This is a genomic window from Rhizobium phaseoli, assembly GCF_003985125.1.
Taxonomy (GTDB): Bacteria; Pseudomonadota; Alphaproteobacteria; order Rhizobiales; family Rhizobiaceae; genus Rhizobium; species Rhizobium phaseoli.
Genome location: NZ_ML133577.1, coordinates 105,858 through 122,765 on the forward strand (window position 1 = coordinate 105,858; position 16,908 = coordinate 122,765).

Consider the following 16,908-nt stretch of genomic DNA (forward strand, 5'->3'; position numbering starts at 1 on the left):
CTTGACCACGATGGAGCAATTTCATCCTAGGCATGGCAGCGGATTTGGATGAGGGGAATCTGGAATGTCGACCTTGCTGAGAAGTTTATTGCTGCTGGTCGGAATAACTTTAGTGGTGCCAGCCTTTGGCAATTGCCTGACCGCCAATGAGACCAAACAGGGCGTGCTGCTGACCAGAGAAGTGCCTTTCTTTTCCGTATTCTACAAGCCCGACGGTCCGGGTCTCACCGAACAGAAGCTGGTGGAGCGTAACCACTCACTGCAGCCGGTGTCGGCTGTCTATTTGCACCCGTTGCTCGTCGAAAAGAGAGTTGGTCCCAACGGGACGCATGAGCTTAAATACGCGAATGCGATTGCGTTGGACGATCTGCCACAGAAGAAGACCTGGCAATCCGACACCACGCTTTTCCTCAATGGCAAAAAATCCGTTTCGGGCACTACTTTTATTCGGTTCGACGGCTTGGGAGAGGAAACGATCGCATCTTGTTCCTACAAGGTTTGGGCCATCAACAGCCGTCTGGAACTGACGGGATTGCCTCCGATTATCTTTGAACAATACTATTCCCCCGAGCTTCGTCTCGTTCTTCGTTCGGTAAGGCTAGGCCCTTCCAACCAGCCGTTGAGCGAGGTTCGATTTGATCGGTTCCAAATTGGCTGGGGCAACTGATTGGGATGCTGTTCGGCAAATGCAAGAAGCAGCGTCGCGGCGTGCCTCGATCGCCCTGCAGGCTGCTCACCTCAGCATGAGGGGCGTTGGAGGATGCCGCGCTGTAATCGCGGGCGCAGAGGAATTTGCACCGCCTTGAAGAGAGAGTCTCTGAGGTGCCCCGCAGGGGCCTCGAAGGACGAGGCGGGTGCTCGGCGTCAGGAGCTTCTCTCTCGAAGAGCCTCCATGATGACCGAGAAGGCGGGGAGGTTCTGGCGGCGGCTGGGGTAATAGAGGTAATAGCCGGCGAATTTGGGGGGCCAGTCATCGAGGACGAGGGTGAGACGCCGTTCGGCAAGATGCGTTGCGACGTAGCTTTCCGGGACGAAGGCAATGCCGTAGCCCTGAAGGGCTGCGCCGACCATCTCGCGATCGGTGTTGAAGGTGAGTTGGCCTTCCACCCTCACACGGACCTCCTCATTGTTTTTTTCGAACTCCCAGGCGTAAAGCCCGCCGATCCTGTCGAGACGCCTGTTGATGCAGTTGTGCTGCATCAGCTCTTGCGGCGTCGTCGGCACGGGTCTTGTCTTGAAATAATCGGGGGAAGCGACAACCACCAGCCGCCAGTCCGGCCCGATCCGCACCGCAACCATGTCCTTCTCCAGGCTCTCGCCGAGGCGCACGCCGGCATCGAAGCCGTCTTCGACGATGTTGCGGAAGCTGTTGTCGACGCTGAGTTCCAGCTTGATATCGGGATATTCGCCGAGGATGGGGGCGAGCTTCGGCCACACCACGCTTTCCATCGCGTGGTTCGACAGGGTGATTCTGACGGTGCCGGCCGGTTTGTCGCGATAGGCCATCAACGCCTCGATATCGGCCTCGATTTCGGAAATGCGCGGCGCGAGCGATTGTCGCAGACGCTCGCCGGCCTCCGTCGTCGCCACGCTGCGCGTCGTGCGCGTGAGGAGCCGCAGCCCCATGCGCGCTTCGAGTTCCTTGACGGCGTAGCTCAGCGTCGATTGCGCGACCCCCAGTTTCGCGGCGGCCCGGGTGAAGCTGCGTTCCTCCGCGACCGCCAGGAAGAGAAGCAGTTCGTTGAAGTTTTCGCGCGCCATAGTGGATATCTCCGCTCTCCCGATCCGGCGCCATTAATAGCCGATTTCGATAAGTCCATGCAAATTGCAACGGCTAATCCGAGCTATCGAAGGGTGCTATTGCATCTGCCGAAAGAATGAGACGGGCATTCCGCCCGGACAGGAGATCACCATGCTCGGCACCGTCCTTCGCGCCCCCGGCGACATCCGCTGCGAGGAAGTCGCGGAACCGAAGATTGAGAAACCCACCGACGCGATCATCAAGCTGTCGGCGTCCTGCGTCTGCGGCTCCGACCTCTGGCCCTACCGCGGCCTTCAACCGGTGAATGGCCCGCAGCACATGGGCCACGAATATTGCGGCGTCGTCGTCGAGGTCGGAAGCGAAGTCCAGAATATCCGGCCCGGCCAGTTCGTCGTCGGCTCGTTCTGCCTCTCCGACAACACCTGCCCGCATTGCCGCTATGGCTTCCAGTCCTCCTGCGAGCATCGCGAATTCATGTCGGGCGCGCAGGCGCCCTACGCCCGGATCGCGCTTGCCGACGGCACGCTTGTGGCCACCGACACCATACCATCAGACGACCTGATCCCGAGCCTGCTCGCGGCCTCGGATGTGCTCGGCACTGGCTGGTATGCGGCCGACGCCGCGCGGGTGACGCCGGGATGCACGGCGGTCGTCGTCGGCGACGGCGCGGTCGGCCTGATGGGCGTGCTCTCCGCCAAGCAGCTTGGCGCCGGCCGCATCATTGCCATGAGCCGCCACAAGCAGCGTCAAGAGCTGGCGCTCGAATATGGCGCGACCGACATCGTCACCGAACGCGGCGACGAAGGCGTGGCGAGAATCAGGGAGTTGACCGGTGGCGTCGGCGCGGACTCGGTGCTGGAATGCGTCGGCACCGAGCAGTCGATGATGCAGGCGATCAATGCCTGCCGCCCCGGCGGCTCGATCGGCTATGTCGGCGTTCCCCATGGCGTCAGCCTCGACGGGCAGATGCTGTTTTTCGCCCAGAAGAACCTGTTGGGCGGCCCGGCCCCGGTGCGACGTTTCCTGCCGCACCTGATCGACCTCATTCTGTCGCGCAAGATCAACCCCGGAAAGGTCTTCGATCTCGAAGTGCCGCTCGCCGATGTCGCAAAGGGTTACAAGGCGATGGACGAACGCTCTGCGATCAAGACGCTGCTGCGCATGTGAGATCCGCATTCCGGATCACCGAGGAAACGGCGAGGATCGCCGGCATCCCCGAGAACTCGACCCTGTGAATTTCGAAATCGGCGGCGCCGACGTGATCCCGGTCGCCGGCAGGGCGACACGCAGCCGTCGCCCGTTTCCATGAACAGCTCTTGAGGTGAAAGCCCGATGGACACCATCCACAATATGAGACCGGCAACCAAGACGACGCCGTGGAGCGCCGTCATCTGCATGATGCTGACCTCCTTCGTGCTCGTCGCGTCGGAATTCATGCCGGTGAGCCTGCTGACGCCGATCGCCGACGACCTCGCGAGTACCGCAGGCCAGGCGGGTCAGGCCATCTCGATCTCGGGCTTCTTCGCCGTCATCACGGCCCTGTTCAGCAACGTGCTGTTCGCGCGTTTCGACCGGCGTGGGGTGATCCTCTCCTATACCGTCGTGCTGGTGGCGTCGGGCCTGGCGGTCACCTTTGCGCCCAACTACCTCGTGTTCATGTTCGGCCGCGCCCTGATCGGCGTGTCGATCGGCGGCTACTGGTCGCTGGCGACTGCGATCATCGCGCGGCTCGCCGCCGGTCCCGACGTGCCCAAGGCCCTTGCCATGCTGCAAGGTGGCAGTGCTCTGGCCGCAGTGATCGCGGCCCCACTTGGCAGCTTCCTCGGCGGCCTGGTCGGATGGCGCGGCGCGTTCTTCGTGGTCGTGCCGATCGGCATTGCCGCCTTCATCTGGCAAGCCACCGCCCTGCCCCGGATGCCGGGCGGCCGAAGCGGTTCTCTCGGCAGGACGTTCGGCCTTATGGGCAACCGCACCTTCGCCCTCGGCATGGCGTCGATGATCCTGTTCTTCATGGGGCAGTTCGCGCTCTCGACCTATCTCAGACCGTTTCTCGAAGACATCACGCATCTCCGCGTCAACTCGCTGTCGCTCGTGCTGCTCGGCGTCGGCCTTGCCGGCCTCGCCGGAACCTCGTTGATCCCCTCGATCCTGCGCTCGCATATGGCGCATGTGCTGATCGGCTTTCCGGCCGTGCTGGTGACCGTGGCCCTGGCGCTCATCGGCCTCGGCCCCTTCGCGCTGGCAACCGCCGGCCTGCTGCTTCTCTGGGGCCTGCTGACGACGCCGGTGCCGGCGGCCTGGACGACCTGGATGACCCGCACCATCCCGCACCATCTGGAGGAAGGCGGCGCCTGGTTCGTCGCCCTCATTCAGTTTGCCATCACCTCCGGCGCCTTCGCGGGCGGCCTGCTGTTCGATCATGTCGGCTGGTGGAGCCCGTTTGTGTTGAGCGCCGCGGCCATGGCGGGTGCGGCGGCGATTGCGGTTGGTGTGACGCGGGGGTTGAGGCGGCAGGCGGCCATATCGGTTGGACATTTGTAGGCGCCGGCATGACTTACACTATCACGATCCGATGCCCTCACCTCCCTAGCTCAACAATCGCACAGCCATAACCGCCAAGCTCCAGCGTCGCTCGCACCGGCTTCTCGAAGGCTCGCTCCCCGCCCATCACCAGACGTTCAAGAACCTTCCGCTTTCCGTGGATACTCATTCCGTGTCGTCCACCTCGACGCCGTCGGTCACAAAGAAGGCTGACGGCTCGATGGAGGTGGAGATCGCTGGACATTACCCCTCACCACTTGTTGACTCACCCGCAGTTGAACAATAACTTGCTAATTTGGTCGTTGGGCTTGTCCTCAGATGACGGATCAATCTCTTCAGCGTCGTCTCGCTGCCATCGTCGTTGCCGATGTGGTGGGATATTCACGCCTGATGGAGGCTGATGAAGTCGCAACGCTTGAGAACCTCAGGGAACTCCGTTCTGGCGTTATCGAGCCGGCTGTGATGCGCCACAACGGCCGCATCTTCAAGGTCGTGGGCGACGGCTTCCTGATCGAATTCGGCAGCGCGGTGGACGCGGTCGAAGCGGCGTTGGAAATGCAACGGGCTAACACTCCTGTTGAGGCCTCCGGAGATCGACGCCTACTTTTACGTGTAGGGGTCAATCTGGGAGATGTCATTGACGATGGTTCGGACGTCCTCGGCGACGGGGTCAATGTCGCGGCGCGCCTGGAGACACAGGCCGCGCCGGGAGGTATCTGCATTTCAGCCGGCGTTCACGGCGAGATCGTCGGCAAGATAGGCGACCAGTTCTTCGACGCAGGCGAACGCTACCTGAAGAACCTGACCCGCCCGGTCCACCTGTGGCATTGGCCGGATGCGCTGCAGAGCATATTGCCGCTGCCCGACCGTCCCTCGATCGCTGTATTGCCGTTCACGAACATGAGTGGGGATGAAGCGGACGCGCCCTTCGTCGACGGCTTAACAGAAGACCTGATCACTGACCTTTCCCGTACGGCTGGCCTGTTCGTCATCGCACGCAATTCCGTCTACGGCTACAAGGGCAAGCCGGTCAACGTAAAGTTGGTCGCCCAGGAACTCGGCGTCCGCTACGTCCTGGAGGGGAGCGCCAGACGCGCAATGGGCCGTGTCCGCATCAATGCCCAATTGATCGACGCGCTTGCCGGCGGGCACCTGTGGGCCGAGAGGTTTGACAGGACGGTGGAAGATGTTTTCGAACTACAGGACGAAGTCAACGCCAAGATTGTCGAAGCCCTCGTCGGCCGGCTGACCATCCCCACGCCACGCAATCGGCCGAAGAACTTCGAGGCCTACGACCTGTGTGTGCGCGCCCGCCTCCTGACGGAAGAGTCCCCGCAAACCGAGCGCGAGGCCTATATGCTGCTCCAGCGCGCGGTCAAGCTCGAGCCATCATATGCCGAGGCGCTCGGTCTGCTCGCCTATAACCGTTGGCTGGCCTGGACTCATTTCGGCGAGCCCGAAGATCCCAACCGCCGGATGGCGACGACATCAGCGCAGAAGGCCGTCGAGCTGGATCCCAACGATGCCGGCTGCCGTTACGTCCTGGGGACCATTCTGGCTTATGAGCGGCGATGGGAGGAATCGGAGGCCGCCTTCGCCAAGGCCCTGGAGCTGGACCCCAACCACGCCGACACCTGGGCCGCCATGTCTGATATTTCAGTGCTGGCCGGCAGGGTTGTCGACGGACTTGCGCAGATCGATAAAGCTCTGCGGCTCAATCCCCGTCCAGCCTGCTGGTATCTTTGTCATCTCGGGCAGGCGCAATACGCTGCGCGTGACTATGAGGCCGCGGCCGCTACACTCCGCAGGGAAGACACGTATCGCACCAACTCACGCAAATTCCTGGCTGCCACGCTTGCGCAGTTGGGCCACCGTGAGGAGGCGCAGCGAGAAGCAGAATTGTTCCTGATCGCCCACCCTCATTTCACGATCGGCCATTGGCTCAGCTCCCAGCCGCTGCGCGATGCATCTGTACGAGATCACTTTGTCGACGGCTTCCGAAAGGCCGGCCTGCCGGAGATGTGACAGTGAGAGCAGGTTTTGTGGGCCGAACCTATGTAAGCAGCAGCGTGCCGGGCAGCCCCCCATCCGGCTGCACGGCATGCCTTACATTACTTTACCGTGATGGCAAGGCCGCTGATATCGGCGTTGACCTGCAGGCCTACCTGCTTGCCTGAGAGCTCGAGCTCGGCGCCCTTGTCATTGGTCATGACGATCACCTGGGCCCCTTTGCCGACCGCGCCGCCACCGCCCGCCGCACCGTAGACCCCGGTCACATCTCGAGCGCGGCGAATATGGCGAACAGTGCCATGAAAATTGGTCTTGGAAGCCCCGAAGGCGAGGCCGCCCGAGATGCCGCCGACAGAGATGGGATAATGGCGACCATGGAAGGTCAGCGTGCCCTCGCCTCCAGAACCACCCACAAAGAAGGCAGCCTTGTAGACTGAGAAGCTGATCGTACCGCTGTCGGCATACGCAGAGCCGGCAAAGCTCACTCCTGCTGCTGCGATAACCGCAGCCGCGACTGAACGAAATCTGGACGAAATCTTCATAATGCGAATCTCCTCAAAATCGAGGCTTACCCAGCCAGGAGGGCACGTCAGCGTCAAGCCAAAGTCACAGCTGAAACAATCTCGCCCGTCCTTGGTTCCAAACAGGTGGCCAGAATCCGGCTGGGAGAAGGCCGCCACGAAACCACATTGCTAATCTGATTTGAACCGCTGCTCAAGCAGCGAAGCACGTCCCCGCGCGTCATGAACGCGCGTGGACAACTTTCGTCATCGTTGGCTGCGAACCCTCACCTCTCCAGCTCAACAATTGCACACCCATACCCGCCAAGGTCCAGCGTCCCCCGCACCGCCTTCTCCCCATCCAGCAGATCCCGCCCGGCCGGCACGCCGCCGACCGTCACGGCCTGATCGGTATAATTCTGCACGAACAGCAGCCGCCGCTCGTCGTTCATCCGCATCGTCACCTCCACGCCCTCGGGCAGCCCGCCGACCAGCGGCTCCACGCCGGCGGGCGCAAACAGGCGCTCGGTCAGCGCTTCGGTTAGCTCAGGCGTGAGGTAGGTGCCGAGATAGACCACCTGCCCCTTGCCGACCTTGCGCGAGGTCGCCATTGCCAAGCCCTCGGCGTAGCGGTTGGACCAGGCGGCGATGACTTCGACATCGGGCTCGATGGTGAGGTTTTCGTAGAAGTGGCCGGCGGTCAGTTCGCGGTTGCCGATCTTGAAGCGGCGTTGGCGGCGCTGGGATTCGGCCGGTTTGTTCGGCGGGATGACGAGGCCGCCCGAGCGTTCCATCACGTCGAACAGGCCGTTGGCGCCGGGCGCGGTCAAACGGCCGAAATCCTCGACGCGCACGCCGGTCAGCTTCGACAGCGCCGTGCCCGGGGCGGTCTCGCGGATGACGTGGTTGTCTTCATTGCGGGTGCCGGTGCGAGCGCCGATGACGACGGTGCCGCCTGCTGCCGCGAAGGCTTCGAGCCTCGCCGTCCATTCGTCCTTCCACATCACCCAGTGCGGCACATAGAAGAGCTTCAGCCTGGAAAGATCGTCCTCGGGATGGATGAAGCCGCAGGCGATGCCGCGGTCGTAGCAATATTGATGCATGAGGATCGCATCGTCCTGCGGGCTCGGCAGGCCGATCGGATAGGTCTTGTGGGCTTCCTGATTGTCGAAATCGGAGCCGGCGATACCGACATCCATGCGCACATAGGTGCCGAGGATCTTCGGCTGCAGCGCGATCATCTCGCTTGCGAAGCGGCTGGCCTCCTCATAGCGGTGGCGGCCGATATCGTCATGGTCGATGATGCCCATCCAGTAGATCTCGGCGCCGAAATGGGCCGGCCGCCAGCGGAAGAACATCAGGCCGTCGGCGCCGTGCGCGACCGAGGAAAGCGCCATGCGGCGAAGTTCCCCCGGCTCAGGCGTCAGCGTGCAGAAGCCCGGCTGGCTGCCGAAGCCCGATTGCTGCTCGGGCACGATGTAATTGCCGGAAAAGCCGCGGCAGATATCGAGATGCAGCGCCTGCACCTTGGCGTGGTTGCCGAGCCGCATGAACTCGTCATAGAGCATCGGATAGATGTCGTAGCCGACGAAATCGAGATCCTTGCTGAACTGGCCGCGGAAATCGATATCCCGCAAGCCGCCGAGATTGTGGAAGACGAACCAGGCGGGTTTCACCGCGCGCAAGATCTCCACCTGGTCGTGCTGGAAGCGCGCCGTCGAGAAGGCGAGGAAGCGGTGGTAATCCTGCAGGTGGCCGGGGCTCGGGAAGGTCGGGCCGAATTCGATCGGCAGCACCACCTGATCGAAGCTGTCATAGGCCGTCGCCCAGAAATCGCCGCCCCAGGCGCGGTTGAGCTCGGCGATCTCGCGGTATTTGTCGGCAAGGAACAGCTGGAATTCGCTGAGCGTCGCCTTGGAAAAGCTCTCCGGCATGCTGGTGTTCAGCTCATTGTCTGTCTGCCAGCCGACAACGAAAGGATTGTCGCGGTAGTGCTCGGCCATCGCCCGGGTAATGCGCTTGCTGTGCTCGCGGAAGACGGGGCTTGCCGTATCGCAATGTTGGCGCGAGCCGTGGCTCATCGGCCGGCCCTTGCCGTCCACCCTTAAAATTTCAGGGTGGGCAGCGGTCAGCCAGCGCGGCGGGGTGGCGGTCGGCGTGCACATGATCGTATCGATGCCGTGACGGCCAAGGATCGCGATGGCGCGGTCGAAGAGATCGAAATTGTAGGTGCCGAGCTTCGGCTCGAGGATGTGCCAGGCGAATTCGGCCATGCGCACGACGTTGAAGCCGGCCTTGGCCATGCGCTCGGCATCGCGCTCCCAATAGCTTTCGTCGACATGATCGGGATAGTGCGGGACGCCGACGAGAAAGCGATCGGTCTTGACGGTGTTCCATACGGAGAGGGTCTTGTCGGACACGGGGCTGGTCTTTCCTATTTGTCGAGAATGGTCTTGCGGGCGCTGATCGTGCGGCCGCCATCGGGAGCAAAGAGATAGAGCTCACCGGCATCGAGCTTCAGCGCCACCTTCTGGCCGGCGGCGAAGGGCGCGACATAGCTCAGCTGGGCGGTGATGTTGCCGGTGCCGCTTTCCGACGCGATGGTCTGGAGATTGCCGGCATCGACATAGAGAATGGTCTCGCGGCCGAGATGTTCGACGAGGCGCACCTCGCCGTGAACAGCGCCGCTCTCGCTGCCCTCGGCGACCACCGAGATCGCCTCCGGCCGCACGCCGAGCGTCAGGCCGGTGCCTTTCGAAAGCGTCGCCGGCTGCGACAGCTCCACCGTCAGCGGCGACAGGCCGGGCGCGGAAACGGTCACGCTGTGGCCGTTGACAGCATCGACGGTGACGCCGAGGAAATTCATGCGCGGCGCGCCGAGGAAGCCGGCGACGAAGAGATTGTCGGGGTTGCGATAAAGCTCCAGCGGCGAGCCCACTTGCTCGATGATGCCCTGGTTGAGCACGACGATGCGGCTTGCCATGGTCATCGCCTCCACCTGGTCGTGGGTGACATAGACCATGGTGGCGCCGAGCTCGGCATGCAGGCTGCTGAGTTCGACGCGCATCTGGGTGCGCAGCGCCGCATCGAGGTTCGACAGCGGCTCGTCGAACAGGAAAACCTCGGGCGAGCGGGTGATCGCCCGGCCGATCGCCACGCGCTGGCGCTGGCCGCCGGAAAGCTGCTTCGGCCGCTTGTCGAGCTGGTCTGTGATGCGCAGGATCTTGGCGGCGCGCGCAACCGCCGCATCGATCTCGGCCTTCGGGCGCTTCGCCATTCTGAGGCCGAAGCCCATATTCTCCGCCACCGTCATATGCGGATAAAGCGCATAGGACTGGAAGACCATGGCGATGCCGCGATCGCCCGGCTCCTGCCGGCTGACATCGCGGCCGTTGATCACGATCTGGCCCGACGAGATCGTCTCCAGGCCAGCGATGGACTTCAGCAGCGTGGACTTGCCGCAGCCGGAGGGGCCGACCATGACGATGAACTCGCCTTGCGCGACGGAAAGATCGATGCCGCGCAGCGCATGATAGGCGCCGTAATTCTTGTTGATCTGACGAAGTTCGAGACTGGTCATATCCTGGCCCTCTCTTGTTGAAACGGAAGACGCCGGCTCATCCCTTCACCGCGCCCATGGTGAGGCCGGCGATGAAATGCCGCTGCATCAGGAAGAACATCACGACGGGCGGCACAGCGACGATGATCGTGCCTGCCGAAATCAGGTTCCAGGCCGAGACCCACTCGCCGCGCAGATTGGCAAGACCTGCGGTCACGGGCTTGACGCTGTCGCTGACCGTCAGCACCACAGCCCAGAAATAGTCGTTCCAGACGAAGGTGAAGATCAGGATGGCGAGGGCCGCGAGCGCCGGGCGCACCAGCGGGATCGCCACATGGATCAGCGTCTGGAAGGGCGAAGCGCCTTCGGCGCGGGCCGCCTGGAACAGCTCGTCCGGGAGTGCAGCGATGAAATTGCGCATGAAGAGCGTCGCAAAGCCGGTCTGGAAGGCGACGTGGAAGATGATCAGCGCCACGGTCGTGTCGATCAGGTCGAGCCGCACCATCAGGTCGCGCACCGGGATCATCATGATCTGGTGCGGCAGGAAATTGCCGCCGACGAAGAGCGCGAAGATCAGCATGTTGCCGGGAAAGCGATAGCGCGACAGCACGAAGCCGGCGAGCGTCGACAGCACCAGCACGCCGAGCACCGAGGGAATGGTGATGATCAGGCTGTTGAGGAAATAGCGCGCCATCGGCGTGTCGGTGAAGACGGCCCGGTAATTGTCGATGACGCCGATCTCGGTCGGCCAGCCCCAGAGATTGCCGCCCATCACATCCGCCGTCGAGCGGAAGGAGGTGAGGATGATGGCAAAGAGCGGGCAGAGCCAGAGGATAAGCACGATGATGACGGTTAAGACATAAAACCGGCGCTGCCAGATCGCGCTTTCGGGAATGGGACGAGGATACATCAGCCTCCCCTCTCTTCGCTGCGGATGATGTGGGTGAGATACCAGGCGATGAAGACGGCCATGATCACGAAGAGCACCGAGGCGATCGCCGCGCCATAGCCGAAGCGGTAGGAAAAGATCGACTGCTCGTACATCTGGTAGGCGAGCACTGAGGAGGAGCCGAACGGGCCGCCGGATGTCATGACCGAGATCATGTCGAAGGAGCGCAGCGCCCCGACGACCGTGACGGCAATGGCGATGAAGGTGACCTGCGTCAGTTGCGGCAGCACGATGTGGCGCAGCATGTTCCAGCCCCTCGCCCCATCGACGCGCCCTGCCCCGATCAGCTCTTCGCTCAGATTGTTGAGCCCGGCGAGATAGAGCACCATGCAGAAGGTGATCTGCGGCCAGAGCGCCGCGATGACGATCGCGAAGGTGACGAAATGCTCGTCCGACAGCACCGCCGGCGCCACCGCGCCGAAGGCCCGGAAGATCAGCGCCAGCAGCCCGAACTCCGGCGTATAGACCCAGGTGAAGACGACGCCGACCGTGACCGAAGCCAGCACCAGAGGAATGAAGAACAGCGACTTCAGAAAGCGCATGCCCGCGATCTTCTGGTTGACCAGGAGCGCAATGGCGAGCCCGATCGGCGGTGCCGCCATGAACATGACAAGCCAGATCAGATTGTTCTTCAGCGACACGTAGAATTGCGGATCGTTGTAGAGCTCGACGTAATTGCCGAGCCCGACCCAGACCATCTCGCCGAAGCCGTCCCATTCGTGAAAGCTGATCCACACGCTCCGGACCGCCGAGAGCAGGATGACGATGAAGAACAGCAGGATCGCCGGCGCGATAAGCAAAGTCGGGGTAAGCCACCAACGCTGGCGGCGCCATAATGTCTGCATCTCTCTGGAGCCTCAAATTATTTCGGGAGCGGGCTGATGCCCCTCATCCGGCTGCCGACGTAGGGCTGCCCCTCATCCGGCTGCCGCCCACCTTCTCCCCGCTCGCGGGGCGAAGGAAACATGCCGCAACCTCTCCCTCCCCATCGATGTCTCGTAAGGCACGTCCCCTCTCCCCGTCAGAACGGGGAGAGGGTTAGGGTGAGGAGCAAACCTCAGAGGACGTCCCAGCCTCAGATCTTATAAATCCGCTTCCGCGTCCCCTCGAGCCGCGTCAGGATCGCCTTGCGCCGGTCGGGCTTGGCCATGAACTCCTGGAAGCCGACGAGGCCGGCCTGGGCCATGTCGGGGTCGCTGTCACGGTCGTAATATTGCGAGGCGCCCTGCACCGACTTCATGGTCTCGACGGCGACATTGACGAGCGGATCCTTGCTCGGCGGCAGGTCATGGCGCGGCGGCACGTTGCCGCCCGGCCCCAGATAGGCAGCGAGGTTTTCCGGCTTGTAGAAATAGGCGAGGAAATCGCGCGCGCCCTGCTTGTTCTTGGCCTTAGCCGGAATATGGACGGAGTTGACCGAGAATTCCTCGAAATGACCGACCTTCGGATCGAGCACCGGGAAGGTGGCGTAGGCGAGCTGCGGCAGGTCCGCTTCGGTGAAGGCCGAACGCAGAAAGGCGCCGAGGTTCATCATGCCGGCCTTCTTCTGCGCCAGCAGTGCTGCGGCCTCCTGCCAGCCGAAGGAGGTATGGTTCGGCGTGAAGAAGCCCTTGCCGATCATCGCTTCCCACTGGTCAAAGACGGGGGTGAGCGCCGGATCGAGATAGCTCATCTCGCCGTTCATCAGCGCCATGTGCTTGTCGAGGCCGTTGACGCGCAGGTTCATCTGGTCGAACCAGCCGGCCGCCGGCCACAATTCCTTGGTGCCGATCGCAATCGGCGTGATGCCGGCCGCCTTGCACTTTTCGCCATAGGCCATGAAGTCCTCGGCGGTCTTCGGCACGGTCAGACCATATTGCTCGAACACATCCTTGCGATAGAACATGCCCCAAAGCGTGCCGCCGGTAGGAAGGCCATACTGCTTGCCGTCATCGGTGACCGCGCCGGCCGTGGCGCCGAGCACGTCCTTGTACTTCTCCTTCTCGAAGAGATCGGAAATATCGTCGAACAGGCCGCGCTTGACGAAGGCGCGCATGCGGTTGCCGGAGAACCAGAAGCAGATATCCGGCGCGCCGGCGACGAGATAATTACGGATCGCCGTCTTGTGCGCCTCGTGATCCATATTGTTGACGACGACGTTGACGCCGGCTTCCTTGCCGAAGCCCGCCGCGATCGATTTCAGCGCATCGAGCGCAGCACTGTTGTTTTCCGACGAGATGATCGTCACGTCCTGCGCCTGCGCGATCGCAGGCATCGGAAAGCTGCCGGTGACAGCTGCAGCGGAGACGAGGCCCGCCCCTTTGAGAAAGGTTCTGCGGGTGGTTGCGGGAAATTGCTTCGAATATGCCATTGAATTCCTCCCGGTTGATCGATCAACTCCGCCTACTGCCGGCGGCCTCCTCCTTGAGGCCCGCCCGATCAGGCGCACGACATGCCGACCCTCCACGATGCAACGCCCCTAATCCGTTTGGCTCGTTCTGTTGATCGGCGGGCAGACTTATGCATAAATTGATCCAACCCGCAATAATTAATTTACAAAATTAAGGAATGCAAAGTGAAGCTAAAGGGCGACCAGACCACGGCGAGAGCCATGAACCGACGCCTCATCCTCAACCTTCTCCGACGCGAAGGGCCGCGAAGCCGCGCCGACATCGCGACCGTGATTGGCTTGAGCCCCGCCGCCGTTACCTTCGTTGTCGCCGATCTCCTGGAGGAAGGCATCGTCGTCGAGGGACAGGCGGTGCCGGGGCCCGCCGGCCGCCGGCCGATCCCTGTCGAGATCAATTACCAGCATGCGCTCGCCGTCGGCTTCAAGCTGATGGTGGATGCGGTAGAATGCGTGGCGACCGACCTTGCCACCAACCCCGTCGCCGCCATGCGCGTCCGCCTTGCCGGCCATGATCCCGATTATGTCGCCGATCTCCTGGCCGACATCGTGCCTGAATTGGTGAAGCTCGCCGGCCGGCCGAAGGCCAAGCTCGCCGGCATCGGCATCTCCATGCCGGGCGTCATCAACCACGAGCAGACCGCCTGCGTGCGCAGCCACCGCTTCCAATGGGACAACGTGCCGCTCGCCTCGCTGGTGGCAAGCCGCGTCCACGTGCCGGTCTGGCTGGAGGACGATACCAACGCCTATGCCATCGCCCAACAGCTCTTCGGCCTCGGCCGCCAGCACCGCAACATGGCGGTGCTGGCCGTCGGCGTGGGCATCAGCTGTGCGCTCGTCATCGACGGCAAGCTCTATCGCGGCGCCAACGGCGCGGCCGGCAAATTCGGCCATACGCTGTTCGAGGAGGATGGCCGCCTTTGCGAATGCGGCAAACGCGGCTGCCTGATGGCCTATCACTCCGAGCTGTCGATGCTGCGCCGCTGGCGCGAGAAGACCGGCCGCGGCGAGGACCTGGGCCTGCAGGAACTGCGCCAGGCCCTCACCTCAGGCGACCCGATCGCCACCGACCTCGTCGGCCATTCCGGCCGCAGCATCGGCACCGCACTCGCCAACCTCGTCAACATCACCGACCCCGAAGTCATCGTCGCCGGCGGCGAAGCCGTCTCCCTCGGCGACCATTTCCTCACCCCTCTGCGCGACGCGCTTTCCGCCCGCACCTTCCGCACCGCCCCGCCGCTTTTGCCCGACTGGGAAGACAATTCCTGGGCCCGGGGTGCCGCGGCGCTGGTGACGCAAAAGATATTCGACTTCGAATCCTCCGGCGGGGCGACGGATATTGCGACGCTGGGTGTGAGAGGCTCGACGTCCGCGGCTTGAGGTGCGAAATAACGGCGGATTGCCTTAAACGACCTCCGCTCGTAGATCCTTGATCGGAAAGCGGCACGCCGCTTCCCCTGCGAAGCCGCGTTCGAACGCACCGTCGGCTCTATCGCCGCCTGCGCCCGTGAATCACCGGGCACGCCTCAACTGCTTCGCGATCGCGAGGAAGTCGCGGCGAAGGGGCGGCGCAGGTAGCGCGCGCCGCGGGGACTTCTAGCCCGCCCGCCCCTCGTCCGACTTGAGGATGATGCAGGAGTGCTCTGTCTATTGCTGCTGTTGCGACTGCGCCGGCGGCGGGGTACCGATCTTGTCCAGAACCTTCTTGGCCAAGGCCGGGTCGCTCTGCGCGGCCGTCAGGATGGAGGAATACTCCTCGACCGAAATCGCGTTGGAGGCTTTGACGGTATCGACCATCTGCTTCTTGGCCTCTTCCTGCAGCTTTTGCTTGGCGGCCTGGTCCTTCGTCGCGTCGATCTTGGCCGAATATTCCTGCCTGACCTTGTCGACCTGCAGGTAGGCTACGGCAAAGGCCTCGAGTTTCTGATCGCTGACGACCGCCGGCGCAGCCGTACCGCCCTGCCCCTGCATCGGCGCCTGGCCCTGCGCGGCCGGCTGCTGCCCTGCCTGGGCCATCTCGACAGCCGAAGCCGGGCTGAACGCCAGCAGGCTGAAAACCGCAGCGGTCATCGTTGCGACAGGTGTGTAACGAGTGATCATATTCGTTCCTTTTTCACGTGCGTGATTTGACGGCAGCAACACCGCCTCGGTCGATCGCTCAGCCGCAGAAAGGCTGGCGAGGTCGCGACGATGAAGCCTGAAATGGGCACGATGCGGCGGTAACGGGGCCATTTGCTGACGATTAAGCGGCGGCTTTGTGACCGGCGGAGGCCGACGCAAGCCCTACCGCGCAAACTTCCTCGCCCCCGCCACGCATAGAATAACGGCGACCGTCACCCCCAGCATTGCCCACGTCACCGGCTCGTGCAGCAGGGTGGCGGCGAGCGCCAGGCCGAAGAAGGGCTGGAGCAGCTGCAACTGCCCGACGGCGGCGATGCCGCCCTGCGACAGGCCGCGATACCAGAAGATGAAGCCGATCAGCATTGAAAACAGCGAGACATAGCCAAGGCCGACAAGCGCCGGCGTTTCGATGCCGGCAAAACTCGCCGGTCGGTATAGAAACGCGACCGTGACCATCACCGGCAGCGACAGCACCAGTGCCCAGGAAATCACCTGCCAACCGCCGAGCGTGCGCGACAGCCTGCCGCCTTCGGCATAACCGAGGCCGCAGACGAGGACGGCCGCCAGCATCAAGAGATCACCGAGCGGCGACGCGTTCAGCCCCTGCGTCAAGGCAAAGCCCGCCACCAGCGCACTGCCAAGAATGGAAAAGAGCCAGAAGGCCGGCCTTGGCCGCTCGCCGCCGCGGATGACGCCGAAGGTCGCCGTCGCCAGCGGCAGGAGACCGATGAAGACGATGGAATGGGCCGAGGTGACATGCTGCAGCGCGAGCGCCGTCAGCAGCGGAAAGCCCACCACGACGCCGAGCGCGACGACGACAAGCGAGACGATATCGCGCCCCGACGGCCGCTTCTCACGAAAGGCAACCAGCAGGCAGAGCGCCAACGCCCCGGCGATGGCCGCGCGCGCGACGGTCAGGAATACGGGATCGAACTGCGCCACCGCGACGCGCGTCGCCGGCAGCGAGCCGCTGAAGATCACCACGCCGATCAAGCCGTTGATCCATCCTGACGTCATGCGTTCCATTATCCACTCTTCCTTCCCGACACCTGCCGTCAAAACCGTCCTCGGCTCTTGGAC

At 63.0% G+C, this 16,908-nt stretch carries 14 protein-coding genes; 5 read left to right on the forward strand and 9 right to left on the reverse strand.

Going from position 1 to position 16,908, the window contains the following annotated elements:
- Positions 1–64 precede the first annotated feature (64 nt).
- Complete coding sequence (locus tag EFD56_RS20920; protein ID WP_037140074.1) at positions 65–667, forward strand: hypothetical protein; 603 nt, start codon at positions 65–67, stop codon at positions 665–667.
- 197 nt (positions 668–864) lie between these two features.
- Here EFD56_RS20920 and EFD56_RS20925 read toward each other — a convergent pair whose 3' ends face one another.
- Complete coding sequence (locus tag EFD56_RS20925) at positions 865–1,761, reverse strand: LysR family transcriptional regulator (protein WP_126906131.1); 897 nt, start codon at positions 1,759–1,761, stop codon at positions 865–867.
- Between the two features lie 151 nt (positions 1,762–1,912).
- Between EFD56_RS20925 and EFD56_RS20930 the strand changes: the two genes are divergently transcribed.
- The 3 genes from EFD56_RS20930 (at position 1,913) to EFD56_RS20945 (ending at position 6,328) form a co-directional block, all read left to right on the forward strand.
- Complete coding sequence (locus tag EFD56_RS20930) at positions 1,913–2,929, forward strand: zinc-dependent alcohol dehydrogenase family protein (RefSeq protein WP_126906132.1); 1,017 nt, start codon at positions 1,913–1,915, stop codon at positions 2,927–2,929.
- A gap of 165 nt (positions 2,930–3,094) precedes the next feature.
- Entirely contained in the window at positions 3,095–4,303 is a 1,209-nt protein-coding gene (locus EFD56_RS20935; protein WP_126906133.1) for an MFS transporter, read from the forward strand.
- Positions 4,304–4,621: 318 nt separating this feature from the next.
- Complete coding sequence (locus EFD56_RS20945; protein ID WP_126906134.1) at positions 4,622–6,328, forward strand: adenylate/guanylate cyclase domain-containing protein; 1,707 nt, start codon at positions 4,622–4,624, stop codon at positions 6,326–6,328.
- Between the two features lie 86 nt (positions 6,329–6,414).
- On the opposite strand, the gene EFD56_RS20950 is transcribed toward EFD56_RS20945, so the two are convergent.
- The 6 genes from EFD56_RS20950 to EFD56_RS20975 form a co-directional block, all read right to left on the reverse strand.
- Positions 6,415–6,855: a lipid-binding SYLF domain-containing protein gene (locus EFD56_RS20950; RefSeq protein WP_126906135.1), complete on the reverse strand. Its 441-nt coding sequence runs from the start codon at positions 6,853–6,855 to the stop codon at positions 6,415–6,417.
- Positions 6,856–7,100: 245 nt separating this feature from the next.
- Positions 7,101–9,233 carry a beta-galactosidase gene (locus EFD56_RS20955; protein ID WP_126906136.1) on the reverse strand — a complete coding sequence of 711 codons (2,133 nt, stop codon included), beginning with the start codon at positions 9,231–9,233 and terminating at the stop codon, positions 7,101–7,103.
- A gap of 14 nt (positions 9,234–9,247) precedes the next feature.
- The gene (locus EFD56_RS20960) at positions 9,248–10,393 is read right to left on the reverse strand and encodes an ABC transporter ATP-binding protein (protein WP_126906137.1); all 1,146 of its coding nucleotides are present in this window, start codon (positions 10,391–10,393) and stop codon (positions 9,248–9,250) included.
- 37 nt (positions 10,394–10,430) lie between these two features.
- Positions 10,431–11,282 (reverse strand): carbohydrate ABC transporter permease, encoded by an 852-nt coding sequence (locus EFD56_RS20965; protein WP_126906138.1) that lies wholly within the window; start codon positions 11,280–11,282, stop codon positions 10,431–10,433.
- On the reverse strand, positions 11,282–12,166 hold the full coding sequence (locus EFD56_RS20970; protein ID WP_064842988.1) for a carbohydrate ABC transporter permease: 885 nt from the start codon (positions 12,164–12,166) through the stop codon (positions 11,282–11,284). Before EFD56_RS20970 ends, EFD56_RS20965 begins: the two co-directional genes overlap by 1 nt.
- Positions 12,167–12,396: 230 nt before the next feature.
- Positions 12,397–13,671: an ABC transporter substrate-binding protein gene (locus EFD56_RS20975; protein ID WP_126906139.1), complete on the reverse strand. Its 1,275-nt coding sequence runs from the start codon at positions 13,669–13,671 to the stop codon at positions 12,397–12,399.
- 204 nt (positions 13,672–13,875) lie between these two features.
- Between EFD56_RS20975 and EFD56_RS20980 the strand changes: the two genes are divergently transcribed.
- Entirely contained in the window at positions 13,876–15,087 is a 1,212-nt protein-coding gene (locus tag EFD56_RS20980) for an ROK family protein (RefSeq protein WP_126906140.1), read from the forward strand.
- Positions 15,088–15,354: 267 nt separating this feature from the next.
- Here EFD56_RS20980 and EFD56_RS20985 read toward each other — a convergent pair whose 3' ends face one another.
- On the reverse strand, positions 15,355–15,807 hold the full coding sequence (locus EFD56_RS20985) for a DUF4168 domain-containing protein (protein WP_126906141.1): 453 nt from the start codon (positions 15,805–15,807) through the stop codon (positions 15,355–15,357).
- A gap of 183 nt (positions 15,808–15,990) precedes the next feature.
- On the reverse strand, positions 15,991–16,854 hold the full coding sequence (locus EFD56_RS20990) for a DMT family transporter (protein ID WP_085742795.1): 864 nt from the start codon (positions 16,852–16,854) through the stop codon (positions 15,991–15,993).
- Between the last annotated feature and the right edge of the window lie 54 nt (positions 16,855–16,908).